The sequence below is a fragment of the Caproiciproducens sp. NJN-50 genome (assembly GCF_004103755.1).
Lineage (GTDB): Bacteria > Bacillota > Clostridia > Oscillospirales > Acutalibacteraceae > Caproicibacter.
The window spans coordinates 2676856-2697914 of record NZ_CP035283.1 but is presented as its reverse complement, the minus strand read 5'-3'; the positions used below and the strand labels follow the sequence as shown (position 1 = coordinate 2697914).

Annotated in this window: 22 protein-coding genes; 18 read left to right on the top strand and 4 right to left on the bottom strand. The window is 54.5% G+C overall.

Annotated features, from left to right (window positions below; all coding sequences use genetic code 11):
• Positions 1 to 52: 52 nt before the first annotated feature.
• The 13 genes from EQM14_RS13130 to EQM14_RS13070 all read left to right on the top strand — a co-directional run bounded on the left by EQM14_RS13130 (position 53) and on the right by EQM14_RS13070 (position 12614).
• Entirely contained in the window at positions 53 to 1186 is a 1134-nt protein-coding gene (locus EQM14_RS13130; protein WP_128743635.1) for an enolase C-terminal domain-like protein, read from the top strand.
• Positions 1187 to 1222: 36 nt separating this feature from the next.
• Positions 1223 to 2275, top strand: a complete 1053-nt coding sequence (locus EQM14_RS13125) for a tripartite tricarboxylate transporter substrate binding protein (protein WP_164919085.1) — start codon at positions 1223 to 1225, stop codon at positions 2273 to 2275.
• Between the two features lie 35 nt (positions 2276 to 2310).
• Positions 2311 to 2787, top strand: coding sequence for a tripartite tricarboxylate transporter TctB family protein (locus EQM14_RS13120; RefSeq protein ID WP_164919084.1), 477 nt, complete (start codon positions 2311 to 2313; stop codon positions 2785 to 2787).
• Between the two features lie 10 nt (positions 2788 to 2797).
• Positions 2798 to 4309, top strand: coding sequence for a tripartite tricarboxylate transporter permease (locus tag EQM14_RS13115; RefSeq protein ID WP_128743632.1), 1512 nt, complete (start codon positions 2798 to 2800; stop codon positions 4307 to 4309).
• Positions 4303 to 4635: a cupin domain-containing protein gene (locus EQM14_RS13110; RefSeq protein WP_128743631.1), complete on the top strand. Its 333-nt coding sequence runs from the start codon at positions 4303 to 4305 to the stop codon at positions 4633 to 4635. The genes EQM14_RS13115 and EQM14_RS13110 overlap by 7 nt, the downstream gene beginning before the upstream one ends.
• 90 nt (positions 4636 to 4725) lie before the next feature.
• On the top strand, positions 4726 to 5511 hold the full coding sequence (locus tag EQM14_RS13105) for a gluconate 5-dehydrogenase (RefSeq protein WP_128743630.1): 786 nt from the start codon (positions 4726 to 4728) through the stop codon (positions 5509 to 5511).
• 31 nt (positions 5512 to 5542) lie between these two features.
• Positions 5543 to 6385 carry a 5-dehydro-4-deoxy-D-glucuronate isomerase gene (gene kduI / locus EQM14_RS13100; protein WP_128743629.1) on the top strand — a complete coding sequence of 281 codons (843 nt, stop codon included), beginning with the start codon at positions 5543 to 5545 and terminating at the stop codon, positions 6383 to 6385.
• Positions 6386 to 6876: 491 nt separating this feature from the next.
• Positions 6877 to 7716 carry an adenosylmethionine decarboxylase gene (speD, locus tag EQM14_RS13095; protein ID WP_128743628.1) on the top strand — a complete coding sequence of 280 codons (840 nt, stop codon included), beginning with the start codon at positions 6877 to 6879 and terminating at the stop codon, positions 7714 to 7716.
• Positions 7713 to 9161 carry an aminotransferase class I/II-fold pyridoxal phosphate-dependent enzyme gene (locus tag EQM14_RS13090; protein ID WP_128743627.1) on the top strand — a complete coding sequence of 483 codons (1449 nt, stop codon included), beginning with the start codon at positions 7713 to 7715 and terminating at the stop codon, positions 9159 to 9161. The genes speD and EQM14_RS13090 overlap by 4 nt, the downstream gene beginning before the upstream one ends.
• 2 nt (positions 9162 to 9163) lie before the next feature.
• Complete coding sequence (speE, locus tag EQM14_RS13085) at positions 9164 to 10033, top strand: polyamine aminopropyltransferase (protein WP_128743626.1); 870 nt, start codon at positions 9164 to 9166, stop codon at positions 10031 to 10033.
• Between the two features lie 19 nt (positions 10034 to 10052).
• Positions 10053 to 11252 (top strand): saccharopine dehydrogenase family protein, encoded by a 1200-nt coding sequence (locus EQM14_RS13080; protein ID WP_128743625.1) that lies wholly within the window; start codon positions 10053 to 10055, stop codon positions 11250 to 11252.
• Between the two features lie 8 nt (positions 11253 to 11260).
• A complete protein-coding gene (gene nspC / locus EQM14_RS13075; protein WP_128743624.1) occupies positions 11261 to 12397 on the top strand; it encodes a carboxynorspermidine decarboxylase in 1137 nt (378 codons plus the stop codon).
• Positions 12369 to 12614 (top strand): hypothetical protein, encoded by a 246-nt coding sequence (locus tag EQM14_RS13070; protein ID WP_128743623.1) that lies wholly within the window; start codon positions 12369 to 12371, stop codon positions 12612 to 12614. The genes nspC and EQM14_RS13070 overlap by 29 nt, the downstream gene beginning before the upstream one ends.
• Before the next feature lie 50 nt (positions 12615 to 12664).
• Here EQM14_RS13070 and EQM14_RS13065 read toward each other — a convergent pair whose 3' ends face one another.
• Complete coding sequence (locus EQM14_RS13065) at positions 12665 to 12853, bottom strand: hypothetical protein (RefSeq protein ID WP_128743622.1); 189 nt, start codon at positions 12851 to 12853, stop codon at positions 12665 to 12667.
• A gap of 331 nt (positions 12854 to 13184) precedes the next feature.
• Here EQM14_RS13065 and spoIVB point away from each other — a divergent pair, with 331 nt between their 5' ends.
• The 5 genes from spoIVB (at position 13185) to msrB (ending at position 16989) form a co-directional block, all read left to right on the top strand.
• The gene (gene spoIVB, locus EQM14_RS13060; protein ID WP_243112532.1) at positions 13185 to 14411 is read left to right on the top strand and encodes a SpoIVB peptidase; all 1227 of its coding nucleotides are present in this window, start codon (positions 13185 to 13187) and stop codon (positions 14409 to 14411) included.
• A gap of 113 nt (positions 14412 to 14524) precedes the next feature.
• Positions 14525 to 15310 (top strand): sporulation transcription factor Spo0A, encoded by a 786-nt coding sequence (gene spo0A, locus EQM14_RS13055; RefSeq protein ID WP_128743621.1) that lies wholly within the window; start codon positions 14525 to 14527, stop codon positions 15308 to 15310.
• 191 nt (positions 15311 to 15501) lie between these two features.
• Entirely contained in the window at positions 15502 to 15837 is a 336-nt protein-coding gene (locus tag EQM14_RS13050) for a hypothetical protein (RefSeq protein WP_128743620.1), read from the top strand.
• A gap of 4 nt (positions 15838 to 15841) precedes the next feature.
• Positions 15842 to 16045, top strand: coding sequence for a YwbE family protein (locus tag EQM14_RS13045; RefSeq protein ID WP_128743619.1), 204 nt, complete (start codon positions 15842 to 15844; stop codon positions 16043 to 16045).
• Positions 16045 to 16989 (top strand): peptide-methionine (R)-S-oxide reductase MsrB, encoded by a 945-nt coding sequence (gene msrB / locus EQM14_RS13040; protein WP_128743618.1) that lies wholly within the window; start codon positions 16045 to 16047, stop codon positions 16987 to 16989. The genes EQM14_RS13045 and msrB overlap by 1 nt, the downstream gene beginning before the upstream one ends.
• Before the next feature lie 151 nt (positions 16990 to 17140).
• On the opposite strand, the gene EQM14_RS16900 is transcribed toward msrB, so the two are convergent.
• The 3 genes from EQM14_RS16900 to gatA are packed head-to-tail and all read right to left on the bottom strand — an operon-like array spanning position 17141 to position 21055.
• Entirely contained in the window at positions 17141 to 18124 is a 984-nt protein-coding gene (locus tag EQM14_RS16900) for a DJ-1/PfpI family protein (protein ID WP_326974788.1), read from the bottom strand.
• A 52-nt stretch (positions 18125 to 18176) separates the two neighbouring features.
• Positions 18177 to 19592, bottom strand: a complete 1416-nt coding sequence (gatB, locus tag EQM14_RS13025; RefSeq protein ID WP_128743617.1) for an Asp-tRNA(Asn)/Glu-tRNA(Gln) amidotransferase subunit GatB — start codon at positions 19590 to 19592, stop codon at positions 18177 to 18179.
• Positions 19589 to 21055 (bottom strand): Asp-tRNA(Asn)/Glu-tRNA(Gln) amidotransferase subunit GatA, encoded by a 1467-nt coding sequence (gene gatA / locus EQM14_RS13020; RefSeq protein WP_128743616.1) that lies wholly within the window; start codon positions 21053 to 21055, stop codon positions 19589 to 19591. Before gatA ends, gatB begins: the two co-directional genes overlap by 4 nt.
• Between the last annotated feature and the right edge of the window lie 4 nt (positions 21056 to 21059).

Sequence of the window (21059 nt, the reverse complement as noted above, 5' to 3'; positions counted from 1 at the left end):
CAGCGGTTACAATATAAGACAAAATTCAGCGCGAACACCTAGGAGGCTTCTGATGTTTTCATTTGATTTTAAGGATCAAATCCAGTTCCGAAAAGCGGTATATTACAGCTTTAAGCCGATTCCGCTGCCAAGGCCCTTTCAGGACGGCACGGGCGGGATGGGAAAATTTGCGCCCGAGCATGGATGCATTGAGCTCTACGATGAAGAAGGCGCCTGCGCGCACCTTTGCGTCGGGCGCGGTTTTATAAAAGACATCCTTCCGCTCATTCTCAACGGAGAGAAAAGAAGCTACAACGAGTGGCGGAAAAATTTGTACTGGAAGGTGCGGAACAGCGGATTCCAAAGCCCGCAGGCAGTGGAAGTCGGTTCTTTGGACCTGATGATGCTGGACATTCTTTCCCAGAGGGCAGGACTGCCGCTGCACCGTTTCCTCGGCGCGAAAAAGGACTGGGCCGCGGCCTACAAGGGAGGAGGTTCGATCTTACTGGACGACAGCGCGCTGGTGGAAGACATGGTCCGTTATGCCGAAGAGGGGTATACGACCGTCAAATTCAAAGTCGGCAGCAGTGATATCGAAAGAGATGTAAGGCGGCTGGAAAAGGTCAGAAAGGCGGTTGGTGACAAAATCGATATCGCGGTAGACGCCAACCAAAAATGGGACGCCGAAACCGCATTCCATTTTTCAGAGCTTGTGGGACCTTACCGTCCCGCATGGCTGGAAGAGCCGGTCCATTCGCACGATATGAATGAGATCAAGCGGCTGAAGAACATGGGGATCTCGATTCCAATCGCATTCGGGGAATCCATGAGGATCTCGTTTGCCTATGAGACCTACATAGAGAAGGGCGTGGACCATTTGCAGCCGTCCGTCGGCAGAATGAGCCGGATGGACGACCTGATCCGGATCAGGGACATGGCAAGGGAACACCACGTCCGCTTCTCTTCCGGCGGCAGGGTATACCTGAATGCGATTTTCGGGTGTCTGTACAGGGAGGACGAGCTGATCGAGTACCATGAGCCGATCAGCAAGCCGGTCGGGGAGTATATGCTGTACCGGCCGGAAGAAAAGAACGGCAGATTCTACTGCCAGACGGATGTCCCTGGGAATCCTCAGCGCATGGATCTCGCAAGGCTCGAAGAGGACGGCCTGATGGAGAGCCGCCAGGTATTCTACGTGGAAAGCTGATGCATCAGCATCAAGAAAATAAAAAGGAGTATGAAAATGAAAAAAGTATTGGAAAGCGTTTTAGCCGTATGTTTATTGGGGTCCATGCTTTGCGCGTGTTCGCAGAGCGGCGGGGGGAGCTCCGCGTCTTCCGGCGCGTCAAAGGCCGATTCGGCCTCGAGTGTAAACTGGCCGGCCGGAACCGTGAACCTGATGGTGCCCGGAAAGGCCGGGGGCGGTTCCGATCTGACGACCAGGTATCTTTCCACGGGGCTCAATAAGGAGCAGGGGATCAATTTCTCGGTCTACAATTACGACAATACCGCCGTGTGCTTTCAGAACATTGCAAACCAGAAGCCGGACGGCGCGAATCTCTGTGTGGCGCACACGGCGATCATGACGCAGTATATTACCGGAACCAGCGAGGTCGATCCGGCCAAGCAGGTAACGGTGATAGCGGCCATCGGGAACAACGGGCTTCGCTGCATCGCGGCGAGGAAAGACGCTCCCTACAACACGTTCAAGGAAATGGTCGATTACTGCAAAACCCATCCGGGAATCGTAAAGGCGGGCATGGCTCCGGGCGGAACGACACAGTTTATGCTGGGAAAAATCGAGTCGGAGTGCGGAGTCAAGTTCAACAATGTGCAGTGCGCCGAAGAAACGGACCGGCTGACGAATCTCGCGGGCGGATTTATTGATATCGGAAGCATTTCGCTGAGCAACGGGCTCGAATATGAGAAGGCGGGCAAGCTGAAGGTCCTGGCCACGATCGGGACGGACGGGGCGAAAATTGAAGATTTTGACGCCGCCGCGGCGCAGAAACAGAACTATAAATCCGTCCAGGAGCAGGGGTATCAGAATGTCGCCTGGGGTACGAGCTATTACCTGGTCGGGCCTGCCGGCATGAGCCAGGACCTGGTCGAAAAGATCAACGCCTCCCTGAAAAACATCGCGTCCGCGGACTCGGAATACACCAAGGGCATGAAACAGATGGGCCAGATTGCCGAGTGGCACGACGTCCAGGAATCCCAGAAGATGTACCAGGAAGAATACGACAGCGCCGTGAAGGTGGCGAAGGACCTCGGCATTTACAGTGTGAAGCAGTAACGGGAGGCAAGCGCAGAAAAAAGGAGGGAATCCCATTGGGAGAAAAAACGCTCAAAAAAGACGGCATTGTCGGGATTGGAGCCGTATTGGCCGCCGCGTTCTTTTTTTATCACACACAGGAGATCAGAACGCCGGCGAACCTGGTCGAGCCGGGACCGACCCTGATGCCAATTATTGCGGAAGCGCTGATGGCGGTATGCGGATTAGGCATGCTTGTCGAATCGCTGCTGAAACGGGAGGAAGATGAGGCTTATCTGGCGAAGGACGGCTGGAAACGGCTTTTCGTCGCTTTCGGCGTGATGGTCCTCTATGCCGTCGGGCTTCAGTTCCTCGGCTTTAACATATCGACCCCGGTCATATCGTTTGTTCTGATCAAAATGCTGAGCGGCGGAAAAAAGGTGCCGGCGGCGCTGTCCGCGGTGATTGCGGTTGCCCTGACAGCCGCGCTTTACCTGATCTTTACGAAAGGTTTTGCCATCAGTCTGCCCGAAGGTGTGTTGGGCATATTTTAAGGGGTGAATCATGAGTACCTATCTGACAAGTCTGCTGATCTGTTTTCAGCCTGTTCATTTTCTTCTGATCGTGGGGACCTGTATTGTAGGCATTATTTTCGGAGCCATACCGGGCCTGAGCGCGGCGATTGGCATTTCCCTCCTGCTCCCTGTAACGTTCAGCATGGATACGGAAACCAGCTTCTGCATGCTTTTGGCCATGTATATTGGAGGCGTGTCCGGCGCTTTCATCTCGGCGACGTTGATGGGAATTCCGGGCGCCTCCTCATCCATCGCGACGACCTTTGACGCTTATCCGATGACGCAGAAGGGCGAGGCCTCCAAAGCGCTTTCGATCGGGATCATCGCGTCGTTTATCGGAACGCTCGGCTCCATTCTGATCGCTACCTTTTTAAGCCCGCTGATCGCCCAGCTGGCCCTGATGCTTGGCCCGTGGGAGTACTTCAGCCTGTGCTTCTGCGCCATCACGCTGGTGTCGGCTCTGGCGGAAGGCAGTATGTTCAAATGCCTTTTGTCGACCGCAATCGGTCTGCTGCTCGGTTACTTCGGAATGGACAGCGTTTCCGGTGTTCTGCGGTTCACGTTTGGGAACCATAATCTGGACAACGGCATCAGCCTGATCGCCATCACGCTGGGTGTGTTTGCCTGTTTGCAGGTCGTGGAAAACTTTGCGAAGGGTTCGCAGGAGCTGCCTGAGGTCAAAAAAGCGAATTTAAAAGGACTTGGGCTCAAAAGGCAGGATTTTACGGAGCATATCGGGACCATCGTCCGGTCATTTTTGCTGGGACTCTGGGTGGGCTTTCTGCCCGGAATAGGGTCCGGGGTGTCCAATCTGATCGCTTATGCACAGGCAAAATCCAGCAGCAAACACTCCGAATTGTTCGGAACCGGTTATCCGGGGGGCATTTGGGCTTCGGAAACGTCGAATAACGCCTCTGTCGGCGGCGCGATTATCCCGATGATCGCGCTCGGCATTCCGGGAGACAGCATTACGGCGATGCTGCTGACGGGCATGATGATTCACGGGCTGCAGCCGGGACCGCTTCTGATGTCGTCGAATCCTGAAATATCATACCTGGTCTTTGCGTGCGTCCTTGTAAGCGCGATCGTTGTACTCATTGTTGAACTGGCAACCAAAAGATGGTTTCCGATGATTTTGAAAATCCCATACCACTTTTTGTACAGCGCCATTTTGGTCATCTGCTTCATCGGCGCATTTACGGCGGCGAACAGCATTTTTGATATCTACATGATGCTGGCCTGCTGTGCGCTGGGCATCGTGATGAAAATCGCCAAGATCCCGGTGAGCCCGCTTCTCCTCTCTTTCGTCCTGAGCGGCAATTTGGAAAGCTATTTCAGAAATAGCATCAGCTACGCGAACGGCAGCTATGCCATGTTCTTCACGCGCCCCGTGTCATTTTTGTTTATTCTTGTCGGCGTTTTAAGCATCGTTTGGCCTACCGCTAAAAAGGCTTTTGGAAAAAAAGATAAATGGAATAAGGAGAAAAAAGCAGAATGTTAAATCAAAGATGGGTGTTTCACGGGGAAGCGGAACCCTTCGATAATGGAAAAGGCGTCGTCAGGAGAACACTGGCGTACAGCAAAGACCTGATGTGCGTGGAAAACACGTTCGCACAGGGTGCGGCGGGCGCGCTCCATCATCATCCGCATACACAGATTACCTACGTGGTCAGCGGGGAATTTGAATTCAATATCGATGGAGAAAAAAGAATTGTGAAAGCAGGAGACACCATGTTGAAACTGAATGGCGTCGAGCATGGCTGCACCTGCCTGAAAGCCGGCGTGCTGCTGGATATTTTTACTCCGATGCGGGAGGATTTCGTTTAGCGGCGCTTTGATACGGAAGGGTCCGGGTCGAAACGGCCTGTGCCCCGGCCGTTGATAAAAGAACGGCAAGCTATGATTTGGAGGTTAAAGATGGATATTTTAAATCAATTTTCCCTGAAAGGGAAAACGGCTCTTGTAACGGGCGCATCCTACGGAATCGGAATGGCGCTTGCAACCGCTTTCTCACAGGCTGGAGCGAAAATCGTGTTTAACGATCTGAGGCAGGAACTTGTCGATAAGGGCCTCGATGCGTATGCAGAGCGGAACATCCAGGCCCACGGCTATGTCTGCGACGTGACCGACGAGGATCAGGTAAAAAGCCTTGTTGAAAAAGCGGAGTCCGAAGCCGGGCCGATCGACATCCTGGTGAACAACGCGGGGATCATCAAGCGCATCCCCATGTGCGACATGGCGGCGTCGGAATTCCGCCAGGTGATCGACGTTGATCTCAACGCCCCGTTTATTGTCTCCAAGGCTGTGATTCCCGGCATGATCCGCCGCGGCCACGGCAAAATCATCAATATCTGCTCCATGATGAGCGAGCTTGGCAGAGAGACCGTCAGCGCTTACGCCGCAGCCAAAGGCGGCCTGAAGATGCTGACCCGGAATATCGCGTCCGAATACGGACAGTACAACATCCAGTGCAACGGCATCGGCCCCGGGTACATTGAAACGCCGCAGACCGCCCCGCTTCGCACCCCTGATCATCCGTTCAACAAATTTATCATCTCAAAGACCCCGGCGGCCCGCTGGGGGAAAACCGACGACCTGATGGGGCCGGCTGTTTTTCTCGCTTCCGAAGCATCCAATTTTGTAAATGGACACATTCTTTATGTGGACGGCGGAATTCTGGCCTATATCGGCAAACAGCCCTGACCGTTCTCATGATTCATCTGGAGGGATTACCTTGGACATACGCTATTCAGCAAACCAGAAAGACTTTAAACATTACACGACCGAAGAAATCAGAAAGGAATTTCTGATCGAGAGACTCTTTGAGCCGGACGACGTCACGGCCACCTATTCCCACATCGACCGCATCGTCACCATGGGCGCCATGCCTGTCGTCCGGGAGGTCCGCCTGGATCAAAACATCGACTGCTGGAAAAATTTCGGCGTTCACTGTTTTTTGGAGCGCCGGGAACTGGGCATGATCAACATCGGCGGCGACGGGATTGTCATCGCCGACGGCAGGGAGTATGCGGTCGGGCATTTGTGCGGTTTATACCTTTCCATGGGCACCAAAGAAGTGGTTTTCAAGGCCGTGGACGCAGCGCGGCCTCCCAAATTTTACATGTGTTCCACTCCGGCTCACTGCGCTTGTCCCACGACCCTGATCCCGTTTGAAAAAGCAATCCACCGCAGGCTGGGATCTTCCGGGACCAGCAACCTGAGGACGATCAACCAGTTTGTCCACCCGGACGTTCTGCAGACCTGCCAGCTTTCCATGGGCTGCACGATTCTGGAGCCCGGAAGCGTTTGGAACACGATGCCGGTTCACACGCACGAAAGGCGGATGGAAGTCTACCTGTATTTCAATATTCCCAAAGACAATGTTGTGTTCCATCTGATGGGCGAGGGACGGGAAACCAGGCACATCGTCATGCACAACGAGCAGGCTGTCATCAATCCGAGCTGGTCGATCCACGCGGGCTGCGGCACTTCAAACTATGCGTTCATCTGGGCTATGGCCGGGGAAAACCGCGCGTTTGACGATATGGACGAAATCCCGACGGAAGAACTGAAATAAGCAAGACCCAATTCCAATTTCAAAAGGCAACAAGGCGGTATTTGCCGGGAGTTCCCGGTAAATACCGCCTTGTTGCCTTTCAAATGCTTCTTCTCTCTTGGGACTGCGGTGAGAAATGGGACACTGCGGAATGAATTGCGGCGGTTCGGTAAACCTTATTCATGGAGATGGAGACATCCGCCTGATCGGCGCGGATGTTTTGCAGACTGAACCGCGGATGAAAAAACAGAAAAGGCAATCCGAAGCGCCGGCTTTTGGACAGCGCCCAAATTTTATCGGGCAATCCGGGAAATTCCCTTGACTAATAGGGATTTCTGTATATAATATATATTGATTTTTTAAAGAGAATTTATCAAGAAAAACATGAAAATCGGAGAATAAGGAAGATCTTTTAGGATTAACCCGTAAAATTCATGAAATTCAATGGTTTTTCAGCTGTTTTTAAAAAAAATTCGTGATTCGCATAATGCTTTAAATCCGGGAAAGGTCGGGTGTTACGGTTGGAAAACAAGCTGAAACTTTACGGCTTCAACAATCTTACCAAATCGCTCAGCTTTAACATTTATGATGTTTGCTACGCGAAAAGCGCACGGGAGCAGCGTGATTATATTGCATATATCGACGAGCAGTACAACTCGGAACGTCTGACCGATATTCTTTACCGCGTGACGGAAATGATCGGCGCCCAGGTCCTGAATGTGAGCAAGCAGGATTACGACCCGCAGGGCGCGAGCGTCGCGTTCCTGATTGCCGAGCAGGCGTTTCCTCCCGATGAGATCGACAGCTCCTGCAATCTGGGCAGGGGCGTGCTCCACGGCACCGGCAGCGAGGTCGTCGCGCATCTGAACAAAAGCCACGCGACCGTGCATACCTATCCGGAGTATCATCCGGACAACGCGATCGCGACCTTCCGCGTGGACATCGACATTTCCACCTGCGGAGAGATCTCTCCTCTCAACACGCTGAATTATCTGATCGGCAGCTTCGACTCCGACATCATCACGGCCGATTACCGCGTCCGCGGCTTCACGCGCGATTTCAGCGGAAAGAAACTCTTTATGGACCATAAGATCACGTCCATTCAGGATTATATTGACGCCGCCACCCTCCTGAAATACGATGCGATCGACATCAACGTCTATCAGGCCAACCTGTTCCACACGAAGCTGCTCATCAAGGACATCGACCTTCAGAATTATCTGTTCAACACGGATGTGTATGAGCTTCCGCCCAAGCTGCGCCTGACGATCACGGAGAATCTGCGCAGGGAAATGATCGAGATTTTCAGCGGCGCGAACGTCTATGATACGCCGGAGGGAGCGGAACATTGACGGGGCAGGAGCGGGCTCCGCTTCTGGAGGCCCTGAACCGCTTTAAAGACATGCGGATCGTCCCGTTTGACGTGCCCGGCCACAAACGCGGCAGGGGGAATCCCGAACTGACGGAATTCCTGGGGGAAAAATGCCTGACGGTGGACGTCAACTCGATGAAGCCGCTGGACAACCTCTGCCATCCCTCCTCGGTGATTCGGGAAGCGGAGGAACTGGCCGCCGGGGCGTTCGGCGCGCACCACGCTTTCTTCATGGTGAACGGCACCACGTCCGCGGTGCAGAGCATGATCATGAGCGTCTGCAAGAAGGGCGAAAAAATCATCATGCCGCGCAACGTTCACCGCAGCGCGATCAGCGCGCTGATTCTCTGCGGCGCGGTTCCGGTTTATGTCAACCCCGGCATCGACCGGCGCCTTGGGATTTCCCTGGGGATGTCGCTTTCGGACGTGAGCCGGGCGATCGAGGAAAATCCGGACGCAAAAGCTGTTTTTGTGAACAATCCGACTTATTACGGCATCTGCTCCGATCTGAAATCCATTGTGGAGCTGGCGCACAAACACCATATGCTCGTTCTGGCCGACGAGGCGCACGGAACCCATTTCTATTTCGGCGAGGGACTGCCGGTCTCCGCCATGGCGGCGGGAGCCGACCTGTCCGCGGTCAGCATGCACAAATCCGGCGGCTCGCTGACCCAGAGTTCCCTTCTGCTCACCGGTCCGGCCGTGGATGAAAGCTATGTCGACCAGATCGTCAACCTGACGCAGACCACCAGCGCTTCCTACCTGCTCATGTCCTCGCTGGATGTCTCCCGCCGCAATCTCGCGCTGCGGGGCGGGGAAATCTTCCGGCGCGTGGTTTCCATGGCGGAGTATCTCCGTGAAGAGATCAATCGCATCGGCGGTTATTACGCGTTTTCGCGGGAACTGGTCAACGACGGGACCGTTTACGACTTCGACGTGACCAAGCTTTCGGTCCACACGCTGGACATCGGGCTGGCGGGGATCGAGGTGTATGACCTGCTGCGGGACGAATACGATATTCAGATCGAGTTCGGGGACCTCGGCAACATCCTCGCCTACATTTCCATGGGAGACCGCGCTCTTGATGCGGAGCGGCTGGTTGCGGCCCTTTCCGAGATCAAGCGCCGCTACGAGCGCGACAAGAGCGGATTGCTCACGCAGGAATACATTCCGCCCCAGGTGGTCGAACGGCCCCAGAAGGCGTTCTACGCCGAAAAAGAGCCGGTTCCGGTGGAACTGAGCGCCGGGCGCATCAGCGGGGAATCCGTCATGTGTTATCCGCCCGGCATTCCGGTCGTGGCCCCGGGAGAACGAATTACCCGGGAAATTGTAGAATATGTTCGCTATGCCGGAGAAAAGGGCGCCATGCTGACCGGCATGCGGGATGTCAGCATGAAAACGATTCAGGTTCTGAAGGAGATTTGACGATGGAATTGTGGTTTACCGAAAAACATACGAAAAACGTCAATTTTTCCATCAAGGTGGACCGTCAGCTTTACAGCAGCCAGAGCGAATTCCAGCGCATCGATATTTTTGAGTCGCCGGAATTCGGCCGCTTTCTAACGCTGGACGGTTTCATGATGCTGACGGAGAAAGACGAGTTCATTTATCATGAGATGATCGCGCATGTGCCGATGGCTGTGAATCCTTCCGCAAAACGGATTCTGGTGATCGGCGGGGGAGACGGCGGAGCGGTGCGCGAGCTGACGCGCTATCCGGGCATTGAGCGCATTGACCTGGTTGAGATCGACCGCGAAGTGGTCGAGGCCTGTAAAAAGTACCTGCCGCAGACCGCCTGCAGACTGGACGACCCCAGGGTTCGCGTTTTCTATGAGGACGGGCTCCGCTTTGTCCGTGACAAACGGGACGAATACGACCTGATCTTAGTGGATTCCACCGACCCGTTTGGGCCGGGAGAGGGGCTGTTCACCAAGGAGTTCTACGGCAACTGCTTTAAGGCACTTGACGAGGACGGGATTCTCGTCAATCAGCAGGAGAGCCCGTTTTACCACAACGACGCGGTGGCCATGCAGCGCGCGCACCAGAGGATCGTGCAGTCGTTCCCGGTCAGCCGGGTCTATCAGGCGCATATTCCGACCTACTCGTCGGGACACTGGCTGTTCGGCTTCGCTTCCAAAAAATTGCGCCCGGTGGAAGACTTGCGGGCGGAGGAATGGAATCGTTTGGGCCTTGTGACCCGATACTATAACACGAAGCTCCACGTCGGGGCGTTTTCGCTGCCGACCTATGTCAACGACCTGTTGGAAAAAGTGGAGCCGATGAAAGAAGAAGAATAAACCAGAGGAGGTACCCGGTATGGGAAAAGCTATGATGATCGGCGCGGGGGCCGTAGCAAGCGTTGTCGCGCATAAATGCTGTCAGAATCCGGAGGTCTTTGAGGAACTCTGCATTGCGAGTCGGACCAAAAGCAAATGCGACGCGCTGAAGAAGAAATTGGAAGGCGGGAAAACGAAGGTTTCGACCGCTCAGGTTGACGCGGACAACGTGGCGGAGCTGGTTCAGCTGATCCGGAGGGAAAAACCGGACATCGTCATCAATGTGGCGCTGCCCTATCAGGACCTTCATATCATGGACGCCTGCCTGGAAGCGAGGGTCGACTATGTGGACACGGCAAACTACGAGCCGCCCGAAACCGCGCACTTTGAATATAAGTGGCAGTGGGACTACCGCGACCGCTATGAGAAGGCCGGCATCACCGCGCTGCTCGGCAGCGGATTCGACCCGGGCGTGACGGGCGTTTATTCCGCCTATGCCCAAAAGCACTGCTTTGACGAAATTCATTCCATCGACATTGTCGACGCGAACGCCGGCGACCACGGCTATAAGTTTGCCACCAACTTTAACCCGGAGATCAATATCCGCGAAGTCAGCGCGAAGGGCAGCTACTTTGAAAACGGCCGCTTTGTCGAAACGGAACCGATGGCAATCAAACGGGTGTACGATCTGCCGGAGATCGGGCCGAAGGATATTTATCTGCTGCACCACGAGGAACTGGAATCCCTTGCGAAGAATATCAAGGGAATTCAGCGCATCCGGTTCTGGATGACGTTTTCCCAGAGCTATCTGGACCATCTGCGGGCGCTGGAAGACGTCGGAATGACTTCGATCGAACCGATCGAGTTCGAGGGAAAGCAGATCGTACCGCTTCAATTCCTGAAAGCGGTCCTGCCGGACCCCTCCACCCTCGGCCCAAGGACAAAGGGCAAAACCAACATCGGCTGCATTTTTCAGGGCGTCAAGGACGGAAAAGAGCGTACCTATTACGTTTATAATATCTGCGACCACCAGGCGTGTTACCGCGAAGTCGGCAGTCAGGCCGTCGCCTACACGGCCGGCGTTCCCGCGATGATCGGCGCGATGATGGTGCTGACCGGGAAATGGAAAAAGCCCGGGGTCTTCAATGTGGAGGAATTCGATCCGGACCCGTACATGGACGCGATGAACCGCTGCGGGCTGCCCTGGCGCGAGGATTTTTCCCCGGCGCTGATCGGCTGACGGTGGGAATGATGTTTGATCCGATGATTCCGCCCACGCCGTGCTACGTAATCGACAAGCAACTGCTTACTGAAAACCTGAAAATTCTCGATTCCGTGCGGAAAGAGACCGGCTGCCGGATTTTGCTGGCGCAGAAGGCGTTTTCGATGTTTTCCGTTTATCCGCTGATCGGAAAATACCTGGACGGCGCCGCTTCCAGCTCCCTGTTCGAGGCGAGGCTGGCACGGGAAGAAATGGGGAAGGAAGTCCACATCTACGCTCCCGCCTACCGGGAGGACGAGTTTGATCAGATTCTGGAATACAGCGACCACGTTGTATTCAATTCGTTTTCCCAATGGGAAAAGTTCAGAGGCGCGGTGCGCAACAGCGGCGGAAAAGTGAGCTGCGGCATCCGCGTCAATCCGGAGTACTCGGAGATCGAGACCGGCATTTACGATCCCTGCGGAGAGTTCTCACGCCTCGGCGTAACGCCTGGGAACTTCCGCCCGGAAGAGCTGGAAGGAATCGAAGGGCTGCATTTCCACACAATGTGCGAGCAGGGCGCGGAAACGCTCGACCGTACCCTGCGGGTATTCGAGGAAAAGTTCGGCCGCTTTTTGTCCCGGATGAAATGGGTCAATTTCGGGGGCGGGCACCATATTACCAAACCGGGCTACCGTCTCGACCTGCTGAAAGACTGCATCCGCCGGATTCACGACAGGTATGGCGTGCAGGTTTATCTGGAGCCGGGCGAAGCGATTGCGCTGAACGCGGGATTTCTGGTTTCCACCGTGCTGGACGTGATGGAGAACGGAATGGGGATTGCCATTCTGGACACCTCTGCGGCGTGCCATATGCCCGATGTGCTGGAAATGCCTTACCGCCCGGAAATCGTGGACGCGGGGAAACCGGGGGAGACGCCGTATACGTACCGCCTCGGCGGGCCGACCTGCCTCGCGGGCGACGTCATCGGCGATTATTCCTTCCCAAAACCGCTTAGGCCCGGAGACCGGCTGGTTTTCCGCGACATGGCGATCTACTCCATGGTGAAGAACAACACGTTCAATGGGATCGGGCTTCCGGCGATCCTCCTCTACGGGGAATCCGAGGGCTTCCGCCTCGTCAGGGAGTTCAACTATGAGGATTTCAAGACCCGGCTTTCCTGATTCGGACCGATTACTGCCGATCAGGTCAAATCTCTGGCGCGGACCAGGTGTCGGCGGGCTCCCAGACTCTTGCCGTTCCGTGGAGCAGATTTCCGCCATTGTTCAGTCCAATTCCGCGACGGCGGAAGAGAGTGCAGCCTCCAGCGAAGAGCTGAGCGCACAGGCGGGCCTGCTGAATCAGCTGGTTTCCCGGTTCCAGGTCCTTGAAAAAGAGTAAGCAACATCATACGGCGGGCAGCCCTTTTCAGGGCCGCCCGCTTTTTTTCTCTATTCTTTTTCCTTCTGACGTTCCAAGGCATTATGGAACTGCTGCTCAGAAGAAAAATTTTGTTTTAAAAGTGCCTGCTGAGTCTCTTCCGGCAGGGACAGAAAATAGCTTTCATCGGAATCCTGGTTGATCGGCAAAACAGAGCCGGCGGGGATGCCGGGAATACCGCTGTCGGAACCTAAGTCCATTGTTCATCACCTCCCGCCATAGTGTGCCCGAAATGAAAGATGAGCTTCTGGTAAATCCCGGCCTGCTTAAACTTATGAAAAAAATTCAGATTTTTTCTGAAAATTTGGGAAAGCTTTTTATTAGATGTTTATAAAATGCCGCTCTGATTTTCGGATATACGTTCCCTTCAACATAAATTTGTTCCCACCTTATGAAATATCCGGCACGTTTGGCGGCGAATGGTCAAAACCTATTTCGTTTTCTATTTTCTGGTAAAATAAAACAGAATTGACAACATAAAAGACCTCCCTTGTGAGCAGAGTAATAGTGCGGCGCAAGGGAGGTGAAATTTTGAAAAAAATCATTTCAATGCTAACCGCATCCGCCGCCATGCTTGAACTTTTGCTGGCAGTAGTTCTTTTGACGGCGGATTATTTTACTCCCGATTCCTATACCGTGACCACAGGGAACCATCTGGAGTGGTTGTCCGGTGCGATTACGGTTGTCGGCGACAGCGATGTAACAGCCAGCGCGGGCGTCTCTTATCCAAAAACGTATCAGGGTACTTTAATGCTGTACCACCTGATTCCAATTAAGTCCGTGGACGTCAGCATTGTCGACCAGACCTGCGTCGTGCCCTGCGGAACGCCGTTCGGAATTAAAATGTTTACCGACGGCGTGGTGATCGTAGGGCTTGCGGACATCCAGACCTCCTCCGGCTCCGTAAATCCTGCTGCACAGGCGGGGCTGAAGATCGGGGATGTGATTACCGAAGTTGACGGAAAGGAAGTCAGTTCCAACAGTGAAGTCGCAAAGGACGTGGAAAACTGCGATGGCAAAAACATGCGGTTCTGCGTCCGGCGTGACGGCACCCTTTCCACTGTGACCCTGCAGCCGGTTCGGGCGGAAGCCGACGGACTCTACAAAGCTGGTCTTTGGGTCCGCGACAGCACCGCGGGAATTGGAACCCTGACTTATTATGACCCGTCAACCAAAAGCTTTGCGGGGCTGGGGCATGGAATCTGTGATTCCGACACCGGCGAGCTGATGCCGCTGCTAAGCGGCGATATTGTTCCGGTCACCATTAACGGTGTGTCGAAGGGACTAAAAGGAAAACCCGGAGAGCTTCGCGGGTATTTTACCGACAGCGACGCGATGGGCAGACTGGTTGCCAATGTAACAACCGGAGTCTACGGGTATTTGAATTCCGCTCCGGAAGGCGGCGCTTTGAAGGTCGCCATGAAGCAGGATGTCAAAGCTGGCGCAGTACAAATTCTGACCACCATTGATGGAGGCACACCACAGTACTATGATGCTGAAATCGAAAGAATCGACTACAGAGATCAGGTACAGAGCAAAAATCTGATTCTTCACATTACCGACGGGAAGCTGATTACCCAAACGGGCGGCATCGTTCAGGGGATGAGCGGCAGCCCGATTCTTCAGGGCGGTAAACTGGTCGGTGCGGTGACCCATGTTTTTGTCAATGATCCGACCCGCGGCTACGGGGTATTTGCTGAAAATATGCTGGCGGAATCCAAATCGGTCGATTCCGCAATGAAATCAAAAGCGTCTTAATCAACGCGCTTATCTTTTTCCCCTTAATTCAAAAAAAATATTACCAATCTATTGCCATTTTTACCAATATATGGTATTATAACGCTATAATAAATCAATTAGGGGGATCAAACATGGAAAAGCGTATAAAATTGCTTATCGCAAATGACAGTACGGAGTTTCATAACGACTACGGTCGAGTTTTTGAAAGTTCTGAATTGGAAGTCAGCTATGCGCAGAAAGATGGAATAAAGCTATTGGAAAAAATAGAAACGATCCATCCTGATGTAGTGCTTGCCGATCTTTTCATGCCAAGGCTGGACGGAATCGGCGTGATCAAAGCGACCCGGACGAAAATGCCGGGGGCAAAACCGCTTTTTGTGATTGTTTCCAATTTTACAAGTCCCACGCTGGAGCGGGAGGTCATGATGTCCGGTGCGGCGTATTTTGCGATCTGTCCGTTCGACGCCGCCGATCTGGCGGACCGGATTGTTCAGCTCTGCGATATGAACGGCCTTTCTGCGGCCGCGCCCGCGAAATCCAGACAGGCCTCTCAGGATCCGGAGCCGTCCCTGGAAATTCAGGTGACGGAGATCCTGCATCAAATTGGCGTTCCGGCGCATATTAAAGGATATCATTATCTTCGTGATTCCATTATTATGGCAATTGAAACTCCGGATATTATCAATGCAGTGACCAAACAGCTTTACCCCAGTGTTGCAAAGAGATACAACACCACGGCGTCCCGTGTGGAACGCGCGATACGCCATGCGATTGAAGTGGCGTGGGACCGCGGTGACGTGGATATTTTGAATTCCTATTTCGGATATACAATCCACAATACAAGAGGAAAACCCACCAATTCCGAATTTATCGCCATGATTTCAGACAGGCTCAGGCTTCACATGAAGACGGCCTGATGAATAAAAAGGGGACCGCCGGTAATCCGGCGGTCCCTGATTTTTTTAAAAACACGATCCATGATCCAGCCGTTACAGGGCGGGATGCATTGTCCCGAGATCAAAAGCCGGGACCGGGGTCGAAAAATACCCCGCCTTGACATCCGGGCAGGAATCCGCTACAGTGGAGGAAGAAAAAGGGGGACTTTTGAATGGGAATAGGCGGGGAAAAGAGACAAAAAATATCCCTGTCGCTGCTGCGGCTTGCCGCGATGATTTTCGGCCTCATCACGCTTCTGGAATGCGGCGTCCTGGCCTGTGCGGTTTTTCGCCCGGTGCTGTTTCGAATCAAAGCGGCGTTTTCGGGAGCCGAACCGCTTTCCGTTATCGGCGGAGCGAACGGCTCCACGGCGGTTTATCTGACGGCGAAAACGCCGCTGGCGTTCCTGCTGCCGCTTCTTTATCTGCTTGCGCCGATTCTGACGGCGGTCACGTTGCTTTTGCTTCACCGGCGTAAAAAGCAAAATACGGGGAAAGATGGAAGGTGAACCGATGGACGGTAAAATCCGGAAAAATATTGAAATCGGCGCGCTGGTCGATATCGTGCTGAAAAAAGACCAGCCAACCGGCAAGCTAACGCGCGGCCATGTCAAACGGATCCTGACCAAAAGCCCGACGCATCCGCACGGCATCAAGGTGATGCTGGAGGAAGAAGATCAGGTCGGGCGGGTGCAAAACATTGTGGAGGAACAATAATGTCTGAAATTTATCTGGCGGGAGGATGCTTCTGGGGCATGCAGAAGTATCTTTCGTCCGTTCGCGGGGTACTGGAAACCGAGGCGGGCTATGCGAACGGCCCGGACGAAGCCCCGACGTATGAGCAGGTGTGCCGGGATTCCGGGCACGCGGAGACCGTCCGCGTGAAGTACGATCCGGGAAAGGTATCGCTCGCATTTTTGCTGCGCCTGTATTTCGACGCGATCGATCCGGCTTCTGTCAACCGGCAGGGCGGGGACAGCGGAATCCAATACCGGACCGGCATCTATTACACGGACGGAAAAGACCTGCCGGTGATCCGCGCGGAAATCGAACGCCTGCAAAAAACGTTGGCGAAGCCGGTCGCGGTGGAAGTGCTGCCGCTCGAAAATTTTTATCCGGCGGAGGAATACCACCAGGATTATCTGGACAAAAATCCGGGCGGCTACTGCCACATCAGCCCGGCGAAGATCAAAAAAGCGGCCGAGGCTGTTGAACGCCCGGACCGATTCACGGCGCCGGACCCGCGGACGCTGAAAGAAAAGCTGACCCCAACGCAGTATGAGGTGACGCGGAACGCCGCGACGGAACCGCCGTTTCAGAATGCGTACTGGGACGAAAAGAGGCCGGGAATCTATGTGGACGTGACCACCGGAGAACCCCTGTTCACGTCAAAAGACAAATTCGACTCCGGCTGCGGATGGCCGAGCTTTTCCAGGCCGATTTCGCAGGAGCTTGTCGCGGAGCACAAGGACCTGACTCACGGGATGATCCGCACGGAGGTGCGAAGCAGGACCGGCGATGCCCACCTGGGACATGTTTTTGCCGATGGCCCCATGGAACTGGGAGGTCTGCGATACTGCATCAACAGCGCGTCGCTCCGGTTCATCCCGAAGGAGGAGATGGAACGGGAAGGCTACGGCGACTGGCTGAACCGGGTCTGAGCTGCCAAATACCCCCGCCGGGGGTTTGAGATTCCTGAAAAAATTATGACAAAGGCCGCGGGAACAAACCTTGTTCCCGCGGCCTTTGTTTCACATCATATACTGATACGAGATATTTTGACGCGTTTGGTAAAAATGACATGGATCGCAGTTAAGGCTGATTCTCCTTCGCACAAAGGCAGAACGGATGTCCTGCGGGGTCCGTCATCGTTACCCATTCATTGCCGCCGAATTGGGCTACCGTCTTCGCCGCCCCGATGGATTGAGCATATTCGACTGCCGCCGCAACGTCCGGGACCTGAAAATCAAAGTGCATCTGTTTTTGCTGCTTTCCGTTTTCTTCGGGCCATACGGGCGGAACATAATCTTTTTCTTCCATAAACAAAAATACAGTCCCGTTTTCGCTGCTTAACGCGGGATGGCCAAACATTTGGCTTTTTTCCCATCCGAGCAGCTGATGATAAAATTCGCACAGCTTTTGCTCATCATCGCAGTCCACCATGACGTTTTCCAAATTTATTCCATGAACCATTTTCTGCTTGCCTCTTTCGCATTTCGCGAATAAATCGTTATGAGAATCCGAATTCCAAATATATTCGATATGCTCGGCAATTTTTTGTGCTTTCTCTTTTCCAAATCTTTCCGCGATAAAACCCAATGTCATGTCTATTCCGGCAGACACCCCGGAAGATGTATAATATTTTTGATCTTCTACCCATCTGGCTTTTCTAACCCACAAAACGTTTTTGTCGATTGATTGTACCCATTCAAAAGCCTTTTTGTTCGAAGTCGCTTTTTTACGATCCAAAAGTCCCGTTTTCGCAAGTAATGCTGAACCTGTACAAATTGCAAGACAATATTCTGATTTCATGACCATATAGGACAACCTTTTGATGAAATCAATATCATTCACTAAAGGCCGTGTTCCCTGCCCGCCGGGAATGAGCAGAATTCCATAAGAATCGGCGTCTTTCATTTCCTCGGTTAATACTTTTGTACCCTGTCTGCTTTTGATGATTCCGCCGGTAACTGAAACGTAATGCAGACTGTATTCCTCAATACATCCTAAAATTTCCACAGGGCCAAAAGCATCCAAGATTTCAAAATCAGAAAATAGCAGGATGTTTACATCCATAAAGCACTTACCCTTTCTGTTATTGACCGAAGCCGCCCGCCCGAACTCTCCGTTATTTTTTCAGCAGCTCCGCGAGCAGCCTTTCCGCTTCCTGCGGGTCGGCGCGCCCGCGCGTCGCCTTCATGACAGAGCCGAGAATTGCTTTCAGCGCTTTTCCTTTCCCGGCGCGGTAGTCCGCAGCGGCCGCTTCATTTTCCGCAACGGCTTTTTCACAGATCGCTTTTAAATCATCCGCGCTCAATCCGGCAAGATCTTTTTCATTCAGAAAATCCGAGGCCGGCTTGCCGGAGTCCAGCATCTTTTCCAGCGTGGATTTCACGAGGTTCATCCGGATTTTGCCCGCGTCCAGCAGCAGGATCAGTTCGCGCAGCCGCTCTGGGGAAACCGCGACGTCAAACCGCTCTTTTTCGGCTTCGCTGCCGAGGCGGGCGAACATCTGCCCCAGAATGCAGTTGGCCGCCGCGCGCGGATTTTTCGTGCCCTTCGCCGCCGCCTCGAAATAGTCGGCGATGCGGCGGTGCTCGATCAGCAGCCGCGCGTCCGCTTCTGGCAGACCGTAATCCGATCCAAACCGCGTCAGGCGCTTTTGCGGGTCCTCCGGCATCTTCGCGCGGAGGGTTTCCCGCATTTCGTCCGTGATGCGGATGGTCACGAGGTCCGGCTCGCGGAAATAGCGGTAGTCGTCGGCGTCTTCCTTGCCGCGCATTCCCTCGGTGCAGCCGGATTCCTCATCGTAGCGCCGGGTTTCCTGCACAACCTCTTCGCCGCTCATCAGCAGGTCCACCTGCCGGTCATATTCGTATTCGATCGCTTTCACCATATGAGCGAACGAATTCATATTCTTGATTTCCGCGCGGGTGCCGAACGCTTCCTGCCCGGCGGGGCGAACGGACACGTTGACGTCGCAGCGCAGCGAGCCCTCCTGCATCTTGCAGTCGGAAACGCCGATGTAGCGCAGAATCATCTGGAGCTTTTCCACGTATTCCTCGACTTCCGCGATGCTGCGCAGGTCGGGTTCCGTGACGATCTCGATCAGCGGGACGCCGCCGCGGTTGTAGTCGACGAAGGTGTTGCCGCGCTCGTGGACCAGCTTGCCCGCGTCTTCTTCGATGTGGATGCGGTTGAGGCGGATCCTGCGCCCGTTCGACAGATCCACCCGGCCGTTCCGGCACAGCGGCATGTCGTACTGGGAAATCTGATATGCCTTCGGAAGGTCCGGATATACGTAGTTCTTGCGGTCCATTTTGGAAACCGGGCTGATTTCACAGTTGGTGGCGAGGCCCGCCATCACGGCGTACTCCACAACGGCCCGGTTCAGCTTGGGCAGCGTGCCCGGCAGCCCGATACAGATAGGGCAGCAGTGGGTATTCGGCTCTCCGCCGAATTCAGTGGTGCAGGAGCAGAAAATCTTTGTTTTTGTCGCGAGTTCCACATGGGTTTCCAGTCCGCAGACCAGCTCGTAATTCATCGTGCGACCCCCGTTTCCAAGGCGCGGAAAACGTCGTCTCCCGCCGCCTGCTCGTATTGAAACGCGGCGTTTAACAGGGCCGGTTCCGAAAAACGCGCGCCGATGAGCTGAAGTCCGACCGGCATGGAGTCGCTTCCAAAGCCGCACGGGACGCTGATGCCCGGCAGGCCCGCGATGTTGACCGGAACGGTGCAGATATCGGTCAAATAGGTTTCGACCGCGTCCCGCGCGGTGAAGTTCAGCGGGAACGCCGTCATCGGGACGGTCGGGGCCGCAATCACGTCGCAGCGGGAGAATGCGTCCTCAAACGCCTTGACGAGTGTCCCGCGCAGGTTCTGCGCTTTTTTATAAAACGCGTCGTAATAACCGGCGCTCAGAACATAGGTGCCGAGAAGGATGCGGCGCTTGACCTCCGCGCCGAAGCCCTCGCTGCGCGTCCTGCAGATCATCTCGTCGCGGTCGGCGTAGTGTTCCGTAAGGGTGCCGTAGCGGATGCCGTCATAGCGGCCGAGATTGGACGAAGCCTCCGCGCAGGCGAGGATATAATAAACCGGCAGGCTGTATTTGATCGAAGGCATCGAAAATTCCACAATTTCCGCGCCGAGCGACTGGCAGACCTTTAAAGCGTTTTCGAGAGCGGCTTTGACGTCCGGGCGGATCCCGTCGTAATATTCTTTCGGAACGCCGATTTTCAGCCCCCTGATGTCCTTCCCCAAAGAGGAAAACGCGGGTGCCGCCTTGTCGCTGCTGGTCGAGTCCATCGGGTCGTACTGGGCGATCGCGTCGTAGACCAGCGCGGCGTCCGCCACGCTCCTTGTGATGGGGCCGATCTGGTCGAAGCTGGAGGCGTAGGCGATCAGCCCGTAGCGCGAAACCGCTCCGTAGGTCGGCTTGAATCCGACGATGCCGCAGAAGCTGGCGGGCTGACGGATAGAGCCGCCGGTGTCCGAGCCGAGGCCGAACGCCGCGAGGTTGCCCGCGACTGCCGAAGCAACCCCGCCGCTGCTGCCGCCCGCCACGCGCTCAGTATTATGCGGATTTTTCGCTCCGCCAAAGCAGGAGGTCTCGCAGGAGGAGCCCATCGCGAACTCGTCCATGTTGGTCTTTCCGATGAGGACCGCGTCCTGCTGCTTCAGGATGGACCACACCGTCGCGTCATAGATCGGGACATAGCCCTGCAGAATCTTCGAACAGCAGGTCGTTTCAATGCCGCTGGTGGAAATGTTGTCCTTGAGGGTCATCGGAATTCCGGCGAGAGGGGACAGCTTCTCACCCGCCGAAAGTTTCCGGTCCACCTCGGCCGCGGTTTTCAGCGCGGTTTCCGGCGTCAGTCTTACATAGGCGTTCAGGCGCCCGTTTTCCTGTTCGGCGGTTTCCAGATACTTTTTGGTCAGTTCCGTGCAGCTGATTTCCCCGGAACGAAGGAGCCCGCCGATTTTAGAAATCAATCCGTGCTGTTCCATCCGG